The organism is Aeromonas sobria (assembly GCF_006243315.1).
Lineage (GTDB): Bacteria > Pseudomonadota > Gammaproteobacteria > Enterobacterales > Aeromonadaceae > Aeromonas > Aeromonas sobria_A.
Genome location: NZ_NKWE01000078.1, coordinates 1 through 17,624 on the forward strand (window position 1 = coordinate 1; position 17,624 = coordinate 17,624).

Genomic DNA, 17,624 nt, shown 5'->3' on the forward strand with positions numbered 1-17,624 from the left:
AAAAGTAGCAAGCTACTTTCCCGCTGCCGCTCGACTTGCATGTGTTAGGCCTGCCGCCAGCGTTCAATCTGAGCCATGATCAAACTCTTCAATTTAAGTTTGGTTTGCTTCGTGTTATTACCGAAGTAACAACATTCAGCGGCTCAATGAATTGCTGAAATAAACTGTTCGACTTCTTATTGCTAAGAAATCGTCTTGGTCACTTCACCAGACATTGAAAATCAAAAATTAATTTTGATGCTCGATGCTGTGAGTGCCCACACAGATTGCTTGATTCAAATTGTTAAAGAGCGACGCAACAGTGTGTTGCTGCGGGAGTGGAATTCTACTCAACCGCCTTCTCGAGTCAAGCCTTATTTTCAAAGGCTTTTCGAGGTTACCGACTAGACTGTTTGCGTTGCCGCTTGCCCTGTCGATGTGGCGTATTATAGAGATCCAGCTCACATTGGCAAGGCTTTACCGCAATTTAATTGCAAAAAAGTGCGATTTATTAGTTATTCATATCAACACACAGCCTTTGTACAGACTTATCCACAGATGTGGGTGAAGTGCGGGGTTTTGTCTCCGGATAAGCGCCTCACCACAGTACAGGCACTCATACATCATCGCCGTATCGGCGCGTCTGACGCGCAGCGCCAACGGCCGCTTCTATATAAAGAGGCATATATAGCGAGGCTTACCCCAATCCCGCCTCTTTGACCCAGCACGCCATCAGCTCGCTGGCGGGGAGATCCCGACAACCCGATACATTCTGCCCAGCCCAGAGCGGAGAGAAGCCGCCGTCCCCTGCCTTTTCGGCGGCGCGTAGCGGCGCCAGTGCACCACTGGCATAAGGGAAGTGAGGGGCAAACTCCGAGAGCGGGCCAAGCTCCCGCATCAGACGGTTGACGATACCTCGCGCAGGGCGGCCACTGAACAGATTGGTCAGTGCCGTCTGCTGGCCTTGTGGCGAGTGGAGGACGGCGCGATGCAGCACCGAGGTGGTTGCTTCATGGCAGCAGAGAAAAGCAGTGCCCATCTGCACGGCACTGGCCCCCAGCGCCAGCGCGTTGGCTATCCCCTTGCCATCGACGATACCGCCAGCGGCAATCACCGGCAGATCGGTCACCGCGAGGATCTGCGCCAGCAAGGTCAAGGTGCCTTGCTGCAAGGCGAGATCATCAGAGAGGAAATGGCCGCGATGACCACCCGCCTCCAACCCTTGGGCGATGATGGCATCGGCGCCGTGGTGAGCGAGCCATACGGCCTCCGCCACCGTGGTGGCGCTGGCAAAGACCCTGGCCCCCGCCGCTTTCACCCGGGCAAGCCGCTCGGGAGCGGGCAAGCCGAAGTGAAAGCTGACCACCGCCGGTCTGAACTCGGCCACCATGGCGGCATGCTCTTCATTGAAGGGGGCGCGGCTTGGCGCCGTCGTAACGGCTGGGGGCTCTACGCCAAACTCGGCATAGTAGGGAGCAAGGTGCTGCTGCCAACTGGCCAGCGCAACGGGATCTGGCTCCCGTTGCTGATGGCAGAAGAAGTTGATGTTAAATGGCCCAAGGCCACTTTGGGCAAGACGCGCCAGTTCGCTACGCAACTCAGCTGGTGCGAGCATGGCGGCGGGCAAGGAGCCCAAGCCGCCCGCACGGGTCACGGCCAGCGCCAGCTCGCTGCCCTGCACACCGGCCATCGGCGCCTGAATAATGGGATAACGCATCCCCAGCTCGGTAAACAGGCTCATTCGTTCACTCCGAGCAGCAGTGCCCGCTCGGTCGGGCCAAACCGGTTGTTGCCATCCATCTGTCAGACTCCTTTCCGATAGTTGTGGTTGCACATCAGGCCCGCAAGGGGCCTGATGAAGAGAGTGAAGCCTTAACGCACGCTGCGCAGCAGGAAGTCCGGCTGGCCACAGGAGCGGCGCTCGCGCTTTTGCATCTCGGCGGAGCAGGTGACCGCATCCGTCCCCTCTTTATTGACGCAGATGTAGATCTCCCGCAGGAAGCGGCCACCATCCGCGCAGGCCACAGTGATGTTGTCGGGGGCCAACCACTGGTTGGCGCTCGCCAGATCGGCCTTGAGCTGGAAACTGCTTTTGCGCAGCGGCTCTTCCGGGGATTGATAGGCCGCCGGGATCTTCACCTTCTGGCGCAGATCGCTCGCCAGCTTATGGAAGGCCTGCTGGCTCAGCCCGGAGCAGGTGCCGTGCTTCTCCCACTCATGACGATAGAGAAAGCGGCTGGGGTAGAGGTCAGAAAACTCGCTCTCCATATCGGGATCGAGCCGTTCGTGGGTGCAGTTACTGGGGTAACCGCGATCGTACTGGGGCCAGAGACCGTGCAGCACAAACCCCAGCTTGCGGGAACACTGGTCCCGATCTGCTGGTTTGACGGCGCAATGCTCGGGCGACCAGGAGAGCGCCATGGCGTAATAGTCAAACTCACCCGCCTCCCCTTTCGCCTGCACCGCAGAGGAGAGCAACAAACCACCTGCCAACAGGGCCATCATCTTCTTCATCTTTATATGTCCACCTAACGCGACGCTTGGATGACCGCCATGCTCCCATATTCTGGCGGCGGGAAACAGCCATGCCGAGACGGCGCGCGACAAGGGTCAGACCAGTCAGGGGTTTAACCAGAGGGCGAGCAGGGGTAAGCTGGCCGACCGGTAGACTCCTCGTCCACCACCCGATAATCCCTCTTGGCAACCACAGGATGTAACATGATCCGCAAGAATCCCTCCGGCCATCTGCCTGTCATCGACGAATCAGCCTATATCGACAAGACCGCCATCATCTGCGGCAAGGTGATCATCAAAGAGAATGTCTTCGTCGGCCCCTATGCAGTGATCCGCGCCGACGAAGTGGATGCCAACGGCGAGATGGAACCCATCGTCATCGGCGCCAACTCCAATATTCAGGATGGGGTGGTGATCCACTCTAAATCCGGCGCCGCCGTCACCATCGGCGAGTACACCTCCATCGCCCACCGCTCCATCGTCCACGGGCCGTGCGAAGTGGGGAACCGGGTCTTTATCGGCTTCAACAGCGTGCTGTTCAACTGCCATATCGGCGATGGCGCCGTGGTGCGTCACAACTCGGTGATCGATGGCTGCGATCTGCCGCCGGAGTTCTACGTTCCCTCCACCACCCGCATCAACCAGCAGAGCGATCTGACCCATATCCCGCGGGTTTCGGTCGACGCCGCCGAGTTCTCCGAAGACGTGGCCCACACCAATATCGATCTGGTCAAAGGGTACAAGGCGCTCTCCAACGAGTTCTGATCCCTTTCTTTAATTACCAGAGAACAAAACGGGCGCCGAGGCGCCCGTTTTTTATCTGACTATCTATGAAAGCTAGATGGCCCTGACGCAGGTGGCGGCATGGGCCTCATCCGCCAGATCCCATAGCGCGTCACCAGTGCTCAGATCGAGCATCGGCAGCTCACCAGTCTCGTTGGCAGTCGCATCGCTGCTCCAGTAGCGGTTGTAGAGCGGCCACCCCTGCTGCTGGAGCAACTGATCCGTCGCTCCATCTTTGTTGTAGGCGGCAAACAGCGCCTCCAACTCGGCCCGGGTCGGCAGACGCCAGTCATCGTGACCGCGCGCCACCAGCTGCTGGCAGTAATCCCGCGCCCGCGCCTGACTCATGGTCACATACTCCAGCGGGAAGGGATTGTAGTCGCCATCGCTGTCACTGCTCACACCGTCATAGGAGATGGACAGACGCTCCGCCTCGTCCTTGGTCAGCTGGCAGACAAAGGCAAGCTTGCCCGCCACCAGCTCGGGTTGACGACAGCCCCGGGCAAAATCGGGCTGGGCATCCACCACCTGCACCGTCACGGTCAACGTGTGACGAGCCGTGGTCGCCACCAATCGTGCCGTACCGACCGCCACACCGCGTACCTCGCCCTGCGGACTCACGGTAGCGAACTCCGGCTGTTCGCTGCGCCAATCAACAGGCGCATCGAGCGGACCGAGAGAGCCATCGCTCAGTTGCCACTGCAGTTGCAGAGGAAGCGTCCGTCCCACCTCCAGCTGAGGTTGGGCAGGTAGCACCGCCAACCCGGTGATCACCGCCCCCACCAGGGTCGGGTCATCCGCCTCACTCACCCCCAGCTCAGCGAGCGTGGCCGGGGTGCGACGTGGCTCGGCCGAGGCGCTGCGCAGAAACTCGCCGATGGCATCCAGTTCGTCATTGCTGAGGCCAAGGGCATGCAGGTGATCGGAGGCTTTGGGGAAGAAGGGATCGTATTGATCCGCGCCGGTCGGGAAGCCGACCCCGCTGCTCCACTTGGTCACGCCAAAGTTGTACATGGCCACTACGCCCTGCACCGAACCACCGATACGCTGGGCCAGGATCGGGAAGATGCCGTTGTGCATATAGGGGCCGGTGTAGGCGACGTCCCGCAAGCTGGGGGTCTTGAAGCGACCGATGTCCGCCTTGTTGCGGGTCTGCAGGAAGCGACCGCGATCTTCCAACTTGCCACGACCGTAATAGGTGAGCCCTACACTCTCGAACCCGTGCTGACTCAGCAGCGGGCCGGAGTGGCAGTTCATGCAGCGGCCATCGGTGCGGTAGAGGTGCATCCCCCACAGCGCCTTGTCACTGAGCGCCTGACTATCCCCTTTGACGAAGCGCTCAAAATCGCTGTCGCGGCTGATGATGGTGCGCTCGAAGGTGGCGATCGCCTTGGCGATCCGCTCCAGCGTGATCCCCTGATCGCCAAAGGCGGTGGCAAAGGCTGCCTGATAGTCGGGGCTGGCCTGCAAGCGGGCCAGCAACTCGTCATGGCTCAGCGCCATTTCGATGGGATTCTGGATCGGGTGAAGCGACTGCTCCTCCAGCGTGGCGACCCGCCCGTCCCAGAACTGAGTCGAGCTGAAGGCGCTGTTAAGGATGGAGGGGGCGTTGCGATTACCCTTCTGACCCAGATGACCGACCGATACGCTCAGGCCATCGCTCCACCCCTTTTGCGGATCGTGGCAACTGGCACAGCTGATATCCCGCCCCTTGGAGAGCTGCTTGTCGAAAAAGAGCTGCTGACCCAGCACCACCTTGGCCCGGCTATAGGGGTTGTCGGCCGGGAAGGGAACGGCAGGCAGCGGCCCCAGCTCCTGCCATTCCACCCCTTCATCCACCCGGGCGGCAGGCCATTGGGCCGATGAACCGCTGTATTGGGCGCGCAGGGCCGCCATGTCCGGCTTGCTGCTGTCGCGCACCACGGAGGGACGCACTGGATAGGGTGCCAGCGCATACCAGAGCAGGTTGCCCTCCCCCTCATCCAGCCAGGTTCGGGTCGCCAGCTGATAGAGACGGGGTTGACCCGCACCATCCAGCAGCCAGAGCTGGGCGGGCAGGGCGACAGCAAAGGTATTGGGGTAGCGCCATGCCGACTTGTCACTGCTCAGCAGTCGCTCGAATTCGGTGAGGGTCGGCAGGCGCCAGTCGCTGCGGCCGCAACCGCTCGGCCCCACAGCCAGTTGTGGCAGGGTGGCAACAGGCAGGGCTGTAGTACCACTGCCATAAAGCCAGTACTGGCTGCCCTTGACCCCGCTGACCGCGCGCACATCGTGCAGGCACTGCCAGGGGCCCCGCACCACCAGCTGCCCCTGCTCATCGAGGCGCAGCAGATCCGCCGTCTCCGGCTCATCCGGCTGGCTGAGGTTGGCGGGATAGAGCTGGGTGCGGGCGGACTGGATCTGGGCACTGTTGCTGCGCTGATACCAGCTGCGCGCCTGCTTGTCATCGCGCAGGGCCAGCAGCATCTGCCAACTGTCGGCATAGTCGAGCACGGCGCCCGGCTGGCGCTGGGCCAGCAGGAAAGCGGCGTAATCCTCAATGGCTGCCTGTTGCTGCACGCGGATCTCCTCTGCTCTGCCCCACTCGGCCTGACTGAGGGAGCCATCCCCGCTCTGATCCGCCAGCAGGAAGAGCGCTGTCTCCTCCTCGTTCAACCCCAGCCGCGGTACGCTGTTGCGGCGCGCCAGAGTGATCCCGGCCGAGAGATCCGCCACCCGCACCGATACCGCGCGCAGCAGATAGCCCTCGTCACTACCGAGCAGCTCCAGCGGCTGATCCAGTTGCAGACCCGCTGGCAAGGTGATGCTGACAGGCTGGCCCGGTTCGATAGCCTGTTGCACGCGGATCCCGGTTGCGACCTGTTTCACCTCAAGCAGTGCCCCCGCCCCCAGTCGATCGGCCACATTGACCTCTATGGTCAGGGGCACCCGGGTATGGGTTTCCGGCGGTACTATTGGCGGCGTGATGGGTGGTTCGGTCGGCTTGACGACCGGCGGGGTCACCTCGGGTGAGGGGGTCACCGACGTATTGCTGTGATTGTCATTGCATGCGGTCAGAGCCAGTAGGCTGAGCAGTAAAAGGCTGGTTTTCATTCGGTATGGTTAGGTGGTCAGACAAGTGCGCGATTATCCAACCAAATGCCAATCATTATCAATTGCATTCAATTAATATGCTTTTTGACAACAACGCCTTATCAGACAATGAGAGAGGGCAGCCTCTTTGGCTGCCCTCTCTTGCTTCAAACCCGCTTGTCGAAAGCCTGACAATCTTCAGGAGCACTTCTTCAGGCTGATATGCCAGTTGGCGCCGGATTGCACCTGATGTTTGGCGGCGAAGCTGTCCATATTCAGCGCCACCGACACCTGTAGCAGACTGTTGAGGTAGACCAGCGGCTGCCCTTCCGGCACATCACCGAAACTGCTGACGTAAGGCGCCTTGCCGTCATATTTGACCACATCCCCTTCGCTGATCTTGATACAGGCGCTGTCACCCTTGTTGACCCCCGCCTTGGTCAGCAGCGCATCGTCGATATTGGTCCAGACGTTGCCGTACTGCACATCGAGGATCGGGATGGTGCCCTTGAGGGTACCATCCTTGTCAGCTACTGCCGGTTGATAAGGGATCTTCACCACCTCGGCGGGCAGTTTCGGGCCCACCTGCTCGTAGCTGATGGCGCCGGAGGCGAGCCGTGCACCGGTGTAAGCGTACACATCGCGGCCGTGGAAGGTGTATGACTTCTCGGAGCCCTTGAGGCGGTTGAGCTTCTCGTCGATCTGGCGCACGGTGTCGATGCCGAAATGCTCGGCCACCAGGGTCAGGGTGCCGTTATCCGGAGTGACTATGTAGTGGCCGCTCTTGGTCTTGAGCACCACCGAGTGGCGATCGGTGCCCACGCCGGGATCAACCACGCTGACGAACACTGTGCCCTTGGGCCAATACTGCAGGGTCTGGTAGAGGCGGTAGGAGGCTTCCCAGATGTTGTAGGCCGGGATCTCGTGGGTCAGGTCATAGAGCGGCAAGCTGCGATCTACGCCAAACGCGACCCCTTTCATGGCCGACACGGCGCCATCTTTGAGGCCGAAATCGGTCTGGATCACCAGCGCTTCGTTGGCGGCGGCGATGCCGCTGGCCAGCATGAGGGCGAGCGCGATAGCGCGGGGAGCGGTGCGAATATCCATATCTGAACTCCTGAATCATCTGAGGATAACGAAACGGCAACAGCCATTTGGACATCCAGACTGCCACTTGTAGGTTTTTTTGCAAGGGGTTTGCCTCAAAGTGAGGAACGACTCGCAGAAATTGTGCTCGCCAAACGGCGACGGCGGGGGTATCAAAGGCAGAATGGGAAAACGTTTACAATACAGGAGCTCAGCACCATGACACAACCCGTACCGGAGATGATGACCCTGCTGCTGGAGATTGGTGAACAGAGCAGTCAGGTCTGGCTGAGCCAGCCAGATGGGGCACCGTCACACTACCCGCTGGCCTTTGGCACCCACGCCATCCAGCCCGGGCCATTTCGCAACGCACCACCCACCCCCCTTGAGCTGGAGCGGGCCATCATGGTGGTGGAAGATGAGCTGATGCGCATCGCCCCGCAGATCCCGCCCGGCTTGCAACTGACTCTGCGCAGTCGGCCTTCGCTGGCCGAAGTGCTGGGGGACAATGAACTGAGCCGGGCTCTGGTGGAGCAGGCCTTTGGCCAGCTGGCCGCCATGGCGGAAGGGGATCCCCTCGCCGCCAGCCAGCTGCCCCGCGACGAGCACTTTGCCGTCGTGCTGCTGATCGTCAGGGAGTGGCTGCACCATCTGGCCAGCGAGAGCGTGCTGATCGTCGAATAGCTGACTGCGCCGCCGCTCACCAGACCATGACCCTACGGAACAGCTATCCGCCTATTGCCGGTGGCCCCTCGAGTGTCGGCGGTGAGCGGCGCCAGCGGATTCTCCCCGGTTTGCTTTGACGTATACTCCAGCTAATCTGGCGACCTGCCAGTAATATCACACCACTTTCACTCTGGAGACGCACCTCGCTATGGCGTGGCATAAGGCTAGAATCGCCCCCCCCAAACTGACGCTGCTGGGGACAATCCTGCTAATACTGACCGGATTGGGCTGCGTGTTCTATTACACCTATCAGAGCCTGCGGCACGACATGGACCTCATCACCGCCAAGCAGGAGAACGTGTTCGACGTTTTCTACCAGCGGGCCAAGATCCTCGAGGTGGAGAACATCACCAGCTATCTCGCCTACCAGCGGTCGCTGGAGACCCCCAACCACCTGGTTCGCAACAAGCCGAACACCAACTACCTCTATGGCTACGACCTGAGAAGCAAATACCGCGTTGCCGATATTCCGCTGCAATACCCGGCCGCCAATATCCTCAACACCTTCCGCTATGCCCTCTCCTACCCGGAGGTGATCAACATCTACACCATCTGGAACGACTACCGGCTGATCGGCATGGTGGCCGACAACAATGTGCTGCCCGCCCGGCTGGCGCCAATCAAGGTGGATCTGATGAACCTGCCCGCCTGGTATCACTACTTCGGTTGCGCCAGCTTTGCGCCCGGCCGCCCCTTCTGCAGCGCCGATGAGGCCTTTGTCTCCGATATCGAGATCGACAGCTTCAGCATGCGCAAAACCATCGTGATGTACTTCCCCTTCATCCATCAGTCGGGGCGCAGCGACTACAAATACGGGCTGCTCGGGATCGATATCGCCGTCGATGAGGCGTTTCGCGATGTGCTGCGCCCCTTCGACACCGTCAACCCGACCCGCACCAACATCTCGTTTGAAGCTGCCGAGCCCTGCCATCGCTGGCACCTATGCCTGAGCAAACCCTTTATGCGCACCAAGGCGGGGGAAGATCTCTATCTGAAGTGGTCCTACAGCTGGCTCGATTTCGTCAAGCTGACCCTGCACGGTGCCGCCTTCAAGATCTATCTCATCATCATTTTGCTGGTGATGGTGGCCTGGAAGCAGATCTACCAGCGGCTGCGCACCCTCGCCCACACCGACCACCTGACCCGGCTGCCGCGAAGAGACATTCTCAGCCAGAGGCTGCTGCACGAGCACGACTACCTGATGATCCTCGATATCGACAACTTCAAGTCGATCAACGACCGCTATGGCCACGCCATCGGCGATCTGGCGCTGATAGCCTTCTCCCGTCATATCAAAGGCAGCATCCGCAAGGTCGATACCGCCATCCGCTGGGGCGGCGAGGAGTTTGTCTTGTTGTTCAAGGGGATGGAGGATGACGAGATGATGGTCCACTCCGCTGGCCGCCTGCTGGATCGGCCATTGTTGATCCCCGAGCTGCCTACTCCCATCACCTTCTCCGCCGGGGTGATCCGCATTCGCGACTACCTCACCGTCACCGAGGCGGTGCATCTGGCCGATGAGCTGCTCTACCACGTCAAACAGCAGGGCAAGCACAACATCGCCTGCTACGAGGGCAACACGATCCGGCTGATCCGCCCGTTGCCGGACGCAGCAGGGGCATAGCCGCCTTCTGCCGATCCCCCTGCTTCTGTTACCATCGCGGCCACGATGATTGTGTCGTTGTGGCCGCTGGCCGCGATAACCCCATACTGGTGCCCTCTATGTCCATTGCCTCCTTTGCCGAACTGGCCCTCTCCCCCCGTCTGCAGCAGACCCTGACCGAACTGGGCTATGCCGCCCCCACCCCCATTCAGGCTCGCGCCATCCCCACCATTTTGGCGGGGCGGGATCTGATGGCAGGCGCCCAGACCGGCACCGGCAAAACCGCCGCCTTTGTGCTGCCGCTGCTGGAGCAACTGATGCAACACCCGGCAAGCGACACCACCCGCCCGATCCGCGCGCTGGTGCTGGTGCCGACCCGCGAGCTGGCAGTGCAGGTCGCCGACAGTGTGGCGCGCTACGGTCAGGGCACCGGTCTCACCAGCACGCAAGTGTACGGCGGGGTGAGTATCGCGGCGCAGGTTGACGCACTGAAAAACGGGGTGGATCTGCTGATCGCCACCCCGGGTCGGTTGCTCGACCATCTGCGTCAGGGGGCCCTGAGCCTTGAGCACCTCAGCCATCTGGTGTTTGACGAGGCGGATCGGATGCTCGACATGGGCTTTATGGACGAGATCAAAGCCCTGCTCAAACAGATCCCGACGGATCGCCAGACCCTGCTCTTTTCTGCCACCTGCGACGACAACCTGTTTGCCTTGAGCAAGGTGCTGCTACGCGACCCCGAACTGATTGAAGTGGCACCGCGCAACACCACGGCGGCCGAGGTGGAGCAGCGGGTCTATACGGTGGATGGCGAGCGCAAGGTGGCCTTGGTGGAGCACCTGATCAAGGTGAAGGGGTGGGCGCCGGTGCTGATCTTTAGCCGCACCCGTCAGGGGGCCGACAAGCTGGCCCAGCAGCTCGGCAAGGCGGGCATCAATGCGCTGGCCTTCCACGGCGATCTGTCGCAAAGCGCGCGGGAGAAGGTACTGCTGGAGTTTCGCGCCGGCACCCTGCAGGCGCTGGTCGCCACCGACGTGGCGGCGCGCGGCCTCGATATCACGGATCTCAACTACGTGATTAACCTCGAGTTCCCGTTTGTGGCGGAGGATTACGTCCACCGCATCGGTCGCACTGGCCGCGCTGGCAACAAGGGACTCGCAGTTACCCTGTTCAGCCCGGAAGATGCGCCGCTGCTGGAGAAGGTGGAAGCTGTGCTCGACACCCGCTTGCCCCAGCAGTGGTTCCCGGGCTTTGAGCCGGATCTGACCCGCTTCGAGCCCGAGCCACGCCGCAACAGCAAGGCGGCCCAGAAGCAGCGCGCCAGAAAGCAGGCGCTCTCTGGCAACAAGGGTGGCAAGGGCAAGCGTTAAGCCGCCCCTGCACCGCCAACAAAAACGCCCGCACGGGCGTTTTTTGTTATCCGATACAAGCCAGCGCCCGCCAGCTAGCGGGTCGCCAGTACCAGTGGCAGGGAACGCAAAATCTGCCGCTCCGCCAGGGTCGAGAGAATAAACATCACCAGATAACCAAGCCCCTGCGCCACGATAATCGCCACCACGTTGGCGGTGAACTCGGCCACCAGATAGTAAGCGGCGACCAGTGCCACTATACCCGCCAGCCGGATCAGCAGGCTCTGGGTAAAGTGGCCGTGAGCCTTGATATAGGCGAGCTGATAGCCGTTGAGCATCATAAAAATAAAGAAGATCGAGAAGTGGAACAGCACCGGCACCGCCCCCACGTAGTCGGCGGGGAACAACAGCAGCACCAGCGGCTTGCCCGCCAGCAGCATCAAACCAAAGAAGGCCAGACTGACGATGGCGGAGAGACGGAAGATCCAGCGGCGGATCATCCTGATCTGGCGGTGATCGCCATTGCGCAGATTGACCGCCAGCTCCGGCAGCACAAAACGGTAGATGGGGAAGACGAACAGCAGCGTCATGTAGGTGAAGATGGGGCGCACCACCACCTGAAAATCCCCCAGCTCGTCGATGCTGAAGTGGCGGATGGTGAGCAGCACTGTGATGTAGATCATCAGGATGCTGGCCCCCGCCTCCAGCGAGGCGGTAAAGCTCTTCTTCACATAACTCACCATCTCGGGGCCGAGCGCTACTTTGGCGAGTGGCTTGGTGGCAATGGCCCGGCGCCGCGAAACATACATATAACCGGCGATGGCCAGCGACGAGAAGGTCAGCCCGTAGAAGAGCGAAGGGAGCGCATCCATCCCCAGCCCGAAGTAGCAAGCCATAAACAGCAGGCCGTTGGCCAGCGGCTCCAGCCAGGTGACCCGGTTGGAGAGCTCATACATCCGGTACATGGCCACCAGATTGGTGAAATAGACCTTGAGCCCCAGCCCGAAGATAACCCCCACCAGTTGCAGATACTCCACCCGGATATGGAGCCCGTGCTTGATATAGGGGATCACCGCCCCCCAGGTGAGCAACACGATGCCGATGAGGAAATAGCGAAAGATATTGATGATGTCCCGATCGTTCCTGGTCTGGGAGTAGCTCACCACCATTGAGGAGCGAAAACCTGTCATCAGGATAAAGGAGAGGGAGATCAAATCCACCACGCTGTTGAACAGCGCCAGCTCCCCCTTGGCGACCCACTGCGCCAGCCACACCTTGAAGGCGAAGCCGATAACGATGCTGACCAGCGAGGCCCACATCCCGGTGATAAAAGCCTGCTTGAGGCGCGCGAGAGAGGCGTATTGCATAACGAAAATTGATGGCTTTCAGGGAAAAGAGAGAAGGCCATCTTATGAAAGCCGCCCTCCCTTGAACAGCGTTAATGCCGCACACTCACAGCCACCAAAAAAGCCGCAACAGAAAAAAGCCCGCTCATTTCCTGAAAGCGGGCGTTTTGTGGTGTGCCGTTATGGCCGCTGATTGCAGCAATGGCAAGGCTTGCAGGCTGTCTGTCGCGCAGCCGCTAGGACTGCGGCGCCGCCTTGATCAGCTCTTCATAGTGATCAATCAGCTCGGGGCCGTGCAGCGGTGAGTCATGCCCGCCGATCACCATCTTGATCGGCAGCTTCATCGCTTTGAGCCGCTCAATGGTCTGCGGATAGGCCTTCACATTGGCAAAGCTCAGGTTGCCCAGCTTCTCCTTGAGGATGCAGTTGCCATAGAGCACCTGCTCGTCGGGGAAGTAGACAAAGATACCGTCCGGCGTGTGGGCCGGGCCCGCGTAGAAGGCGCGCACCTTGCCCTCTTGCAGGGTGAAGTCACCATCATGCACCACGTTTGGCAGCACCAGCGGCAAGTCCGGGTACTCCGGCAGCCCCTTGCGGGTAAAGGCGACAATCTCGGCCCAGTCGCTCTTCATCAGATCCCGGGTCTGGCGCGTCGCCACCACCTTGGCCCCGATGGACTTCCAGTAGGCGTTACCGCCTGCCCGGTCGGTGTGGTAGTTGGTGTTGATCACATCCAGTACCGGCTTGCTGCTGACCCGTTTGATCAGCTTGTGCAGCTCGCGGGCGGTATCCGGCGTCCAGGTCGCCCCCACCACAGTCACCCCCTTGGCCCCGAAATAGACCATGGAGTTCTCTTTGACGTAGTAGTTGTCCTCCACCACATAGACAGGGCCACTCACCTGCTTGAGCTCGATCCCCGCCGCCCGCACGCTGCCACCCCAGAAACTCGCCATCAGCACCACGGCACCGGCCAATCCGCACTTTATCCAACCTTTCATCATCTTGCTCCCTCGAACCAACCGCCCCCTCGCCACCCCTGTGGCAAGCCGGGCCTTTTAAGCAGTGGGCAGAAGATACGGGGGATTTGTGAGGGGAAAATGAGGTTGTGTGAAGAGAAAGTGAAGTCTGGGGAAAGTCCGGAGAAATCAGCAGCGACCTCCTATTCGCGATCGTCCGAATACGCTGCGCTATTCGAACCTACAACACAGATAGCGACCCCTCACCCTAGCCCTCTCCCGAGGGAGAGGGGATGGCCCGTGCCAATTCCAAGCCACACATATTCACCCGCACCACACAGCCAACCTTCAATCAGCGGAGCATATCTGCTCCCTTCTCCCACTCTTGATCACAAACAAGGGGAGAAGGGCCGGGGATGAGGGGAGGTAACAATAAGCCCCATCATGTAGGGTCGATTAGCGCAGCGTAATCGTCCGTTTACCGCCGCGCACCGAGTCATGGCAAGACCAGCAGAAAACTCCGGATGTCCTCAGCTTCTCAGCCACGACCTGTTCGCGATCGTCCGAATACGCTTCGCTATTCGAACCTACGGCCCTACAACACAGATAGCGACCCCCCTCACCCTAGCCCTCTCCCGAGGGAGAGGGGATGGCCCGTGCCAATTCCAAGCCACTCATATTCACCCGAATCACCGAAGCCAACGCACAATCAGCGGAATCCATTCCGCCCCCTTCTCCCCTTGCGGGAGAAGGGCTGGGGATGAGGGGGAGGTAACAATAAGCCCCATAATGTAGGGTCGATTAGCGCAGCGTAATCGTCCGTTTACCGCGAATATCCTGATGGCATGAGAAGGCGAAAACTCCGAACATCTGCGGTCTATCGGCAACCCCTTACCGCAATCGTCCGAATACGCGTCGCTATTCGAACCTAAGGCACTTGATCAAAACCACAAGTTTCTATTAAATAACACGATTATCACTCTACCTTCAGGCATGGGAACCGCATGAATTCAGGAAATGATATTTTCGCTCAATTTAAAGACCAGAAGGCGAAAATAAAGAATGTGGATAATTATTTCACTCCATCAAAACCCATCGAAGCCTACACTCACTTGAAGGGACGAGATAAGGAAGTCCAGCATATTTTAGGTACATTAACAACTGCAGGCCAGCATTGCATGATTTATGGAGAGCGAGGCATTGGCAAAAGCTCGCTTGCGCTCTCGACCCTGGAAGGTGGAAAGAGAACAAAAATATTTACTCAACCATTCTTCATTAAACGCTGCGATAATAAAACAAAGTTCAAAGACATCATCCAACAACCAGTGATTCATCTCGATGAAGATTATGTATCTCAAAAAAAAGAAATCACTACAAAGGCAGGGATAGGATTAAATTTATTAAAGCTATTTCGAGCTGATGTCGCAGTTGAAGAGAAAATAACAATTGAAAAAGAAGATTTAACTGCAAGTAAAGTTTGCCAAGCATTTGATGAACTAGAAGGCATATTGTTAATTGACGAATTTGATGTTGTTAGTGATGGAGTAAAACATGAGATTGCTGAATTAATAAAACAATTGAGTGATAGCGATAGTAAATTAAAAATATTGTTAATAGGAATCGCCAGTGATGGTGCATCTCTTATTGCAGGGCACCAGTCAGTCAATAGATGCCTTCATGAAATAAAGTTGCCCCGTATAGAAGATGCATATCTTCATGAGATTATTACTACTGGAGAAAATGGATTAGGTATCAATTTTGATGATGATGTAAAAAATAAAATAGTTGAAATTAGTAATGGATTCCCCTATTTTACACATCTTATTTGTAAAGAGTCTGCTGAGGTTGCTCTTTCTGAATCAAAAAATAAAATTGATCAAGCGATCTTGGTTAGATCGCTAGAAAAAGCTGTAATTAACACTGAAGGTCAACTAAAGCGGGCTTATGACGATGCAGTTACATCTTCAAGAACCTCTGTTCTCCCTTCAATCTTGTATGCTGCAGCAAAATTATCTGATAATCGATTCACAATCCAAGAGTGGATAGCTCAAATTAAAGAGGATACTGGCACACAATATACAAGTAATGCCATGAGCAACTATATTGGCCGTTTCACCCGTGAAGATAAAGGAAAAATAATAACCAAAGCAGCCCGCGGCGTTTATAAAATAACAGACCCTCGCATGCCAAGTTATATTAGGATGATTAACAGCTAGCAATAATCACTAAAAATTATATGCTGTAAATTATTTTATTGCACTATAAGATGAATTACAGGCAATTATTAATGTCGTAATTTAATTTGATATAAAAATAAAACCACCCGCATAACGGGTGGTTTTTTCATTTTTTTCGGACTACCCAGATAGATTTAACTCCCGAAACCAATCACCCCAACGGTGGCGTCCGTGGCGGCACCCTGCGCTTGCTGCCGGTGGATTCGAAGGCGGAGGCGAAGCGCAACAGGTTGTTGTCGTCATAGGCGCGACCGGCGAAGGTCAGGCCCACCGGCATACCGATATCGGCCATCACGCCCATGGGGACGGTGACGGTCGGCACGCCGAGATGGCGAATGGCGAGGTTGCCGTTGGCAACCCAGATGCCGTTGCTCCAGGCGATATCGGCGGAGGCCGGATTCACATCCGCATCAGCCGGGGCGACGTCAGCGACGGTAGGGAACAGCACGGCGTCAAGCTTGAGCCCGTCCATCCAGTCTTCCAAGTCCAGCTTGCGAGTCTGCTCCAGAGCGCGCAGGCCGTCCGGCACTGTGGGGATCTCGTCAAAGCGCTTGATACCGCGCTTGGCCATCTTGACGTACTCGTCCATGCCCGCCGCCAGATCGCCCTCGCGGTTTGGCAAGGTGCCCGGATCATGGGGGAAGATCTGGGGGCCATCGACATCGGCCAATTGCTTAAGCTTGGGATCGCCGTTGGCGCGCAGGAAGTCGTCGAACGCCCAGCCGGAGAGCTCCCACAGCTCGTCGTTGAGAAACTCCGGGCTCACGATGCCGCGATTAAACACGGTCGGCGCGCCGAGTCTGTCCCCTTCGCAGTTGGAGACCAGCGGGAAGTCCACTTCGATGACTTCCGCGCCAGCGGCTTCCAGCGCCTGACGGGCCTGTTCCCACAGCGCGATCACGGCCTCGCGGGTATGAATGCGCTGACCGGTCGGGCCGCCGATGCCGGGGTTTTCGCTGGTGCCGGCCAGTTCATCCTTGTTGATAAACATGCGCGGTACGCCGAGGCGCTTGCCCTTGAGGGCATCGGGCTTGGCAGCCAGCTCCAGATAGGAAGCCGGACGCACCTCGGAGGCCTTGGGCAGTTGCACCCAGGGCTGCATGCGCCACAGATCGCCACGGGTGTCGGCATCGTCGGCCACCACAACGTCGAGCACTTCCAGCAGATCGGCCATGGTGCGGGCATAGGGCACCACCACATCCATGGTCGGGGTCAGCGGCCAGTTGCCACGCACCGAGATGACGCCACGGGACGGGGTGTAGGCACACAGGCCGTTGTTCGAGGCAGGGCCACGGCCGCTCGACCAGGTCTCTTCGGCCAGACCAAAGGCGGAGAAGCTGGCGGCGGTGGCAGTACCGGCGCCGTTGGAGGAGCCGGAGGCAAACGGTGCGGTCAGGTAGTCGGCGTTGTAGGGGCTCTCGGCACGGCCATAGACGCCGCGCTGCATGCCACCATTGGCCATCGGCGGCATATTGGTTTTGCCAAGGCAGATGGCACCGGCGGCGCGCAGGCGCTCCACGGTAAAGGCATCGCGCTGGGCCACCAGATCCTTGAAGGCCGGGCTGCCGGAGGCGGCGGTCAGCCCCTTGACCAGATAGCTGTCTTTGGCGGTGTAGGGGATGCCGTCGAGCGGGCTCAGGGTCTCGCCACGAGCGCGGCGGGCATCGGAAGCTTGCGCCTCTTTCAGCGCATCGGGATTGGCTACCACCACGGCGTTGAGGCGGGTTTGTGTCTCGGGGCCGTTGTAAGCCTCGATCCGGGCCAGATAGGCCTTGACCAGTTCGACCGCTGTGGTGCGGCCAGATTCGAGCGCGGCACGCAGCTCGGCAATGGAAACCTCTGTCACTTCGATCATTTGGATCTCCTGTAAAAGGGTGACTGTTTGTCATGATGATCGCCGCATCAGCGCCTGCGACCATCACACCATCAAGAGATAAAACCCCACGGAGTGGGGTTTTGAATACCAGCTGGAA

Annotated in this window: 12 protein-coding genes and 1 rRNA gene; 5 read left to right on the forward strand and 8 right to left on the reverse strand. The window is 58.7% G+C overall.

Annotated features, from left to right (window positions below):
* The 3 genes from CF137_RS20755 to CF137_RS20765 all read right to left on the reverse strand — a co-directional run.
* Positions 1–95: ribosomal RNA gene (locus tag CF137_RS20755) — 16S ribosomal RNA — on the reverse strand; the annotation flags it as partial.
* A gap of 581 nt (positions 96–676) precedes the next feature.
* On the reverse strand, positions 677–1,720 hold the full coding sequence (locus CF137_RS20760) for an NAD(P)H-dependent flavin oxidoreductase (protein WP_139721379.1): 1,044 nt from the start codon (positions 1,718–1,720) through the stop codon (positions 677–679).
* A 131-nt stretch (positions 1,721–1,851) separates the two neighbouring features.
* On the reverse strand, positions 1,852–2,493 hold the full coding sequence (locus CF137_RS20765) for a ribonuclease T2 family protein (RefSeq protein ID WP_139721381.1): 642 nt from the start codon (positions 2,491–2,493) through the stop codon (positions 1,852–1,854).
* Between the two features lie 204 nt (positions 2,494–2,697).
* On the opposite strand from CF137_RS20765, the gene CF137_RS20770 reads away from it, so the two are divergent.
* Positions 2,698–3,258, forward strand: a complete 561-nt coding sequence (locus CF137_RS20770; protein ID WP_005343397.1) for a gamma carbonic anhydrase family protein — start codon at positions 2,698–2,700, stop codon at positions 3,256–3,258.
* Positions 3,259–3,330: 72 nt separating this feature from the next.
* Here CF137_RS20770 and CF137_RS20775 read toward each other — a convergent pair whose 3' ends face one another.
* Complete coding sequence (locus tag CF137_RS20775) at positions 3,331–6,369, reverse strand: cytochrome c peroxidase (protein WP_139721383.1); 3,039 nt, start codon at positions 6,367–6,369, stop codon at positions 3,331–3,333.
* 177 nt (positions 6,370–6,546) lie between these two features.
* Positions 6,547–7,455, reverse strand: coding sequence for an SAM hydrolase/SAM-dependent halogenase family protein (locus tag CF137_RS20780; protein ID WP_139721386.1), 909 nt, complete (start codon positions 7,453–7,455; stop codon positions 6,547–6,549).
* A 198-nt stretch (positions 7,456–7,653) separates the two neighbouring features.
* Here CF137_RS20780 and CF137_RS20785 point away from each other — a divergent pair, with 198 nt between their 5' ends.
* The 3 genes from CF137_RS20785 (at position 7,654) to CF137_RS20795 (ending at position 11,133) form a co-directional block, all read left to right on the forward strand.
* Complete coding sequence (locus CF137_RS20785) at positions 7,654–8,118, forward strand: hypothetical protein (protein WP_139721388.1); 465 nt, start codon at positions 7,654–7,656, stop codon at positions 8,116–8,118.
* 190 nt (positions 8,119–8,308) lie between these two features.
* Entirely contained in the window at positions 8,309–9,784 is a 1,476-nt protein-coding gene (locus tag CF137_RS20790) for a GGDEF domain-containing protein (RefSeq protein ID WP_139721390.1), read from the forward strand.
* A gap of 98 nt (positions 9,785–9,882) precedes the next feature.
* The gene (locus tag CF137_RS20795) at positions 9,883–11,133 is read left to right on the forward strand and encodes a DEAD/DEAH box helicase (protein WP_139721392.1); all 1,251 of its coding nucleotides are present in this window, start codon (positions 9,883–9,885) and stop codon (positions 11,131–11,133) included.
* 74 nt (positions 11,134–11,207) lie between these two features.
* Here CF137_RS20795 and CF137_RS20800 read toward each other — a convergent pair whose 3' ends face one another.
* Together CF137_RS20800 and cphA are read right to left on the reverse strand one after the other, a co-directional pair.
* Positions 11,208–12,479, reverse strand: coding sequence for a hypothetical protein (locus CF137_RS20800; protein ID WP_139721394.1), 1,272 nt, complete (start codon positions 12,477–12,479; stop codon positions 11,208–11,210).
* A gap of 215 nt (positions 12,480–12,694) precedes the next feature.
* A complete protein-coding gene (cphA, locus tag CF137_RS20805; protein ID WP_139721396.1) occupies positions 12,695–13,459 on the reverse strand; it encodes a CphA family subclass B2 metallo-beta-lactamase in 765 nt (254 codons plus the stop codon).
* Positions 13,460–14,418: 959 nt separating this feature from the next.
* Between cphA and CF137_RS20810 the strand changes: the two genes are divergently transcribed.
* Positions 14,419–15,630 carry an AAA family ATPase gene (locus CF137_RS20810; protein WP_139721399.1) on the forward strand — a complete coding sequence of 404 codons (1,212 nt, stop codon included), beginning with the start codon at positions 14,419–14,421 and terminating at the stop codon, positions 15,628–15,630.
* A 172-nt stretch (positions 15,631–15,802) separates the two neighbouring features.
* On the opposite strand, the gene CF137_RS20815 is transcribed toward CF137_RS20810, so the two are convergent.
* Positions 15,803–17,506 carry an amidase gene (locus tag CF137_RS20815; RefSeq protein ID WP_139721401.1) on the reverse strand — a complete coding sequence of 568 codons (1,704 nt, stop codon included), beginning with the start codon at positions 17,504–17,506 and terminating at the stop codon, positions 15,803–15,805.
* Positions 17,507–17,624 lie beyond the last annotated feature (118 nt).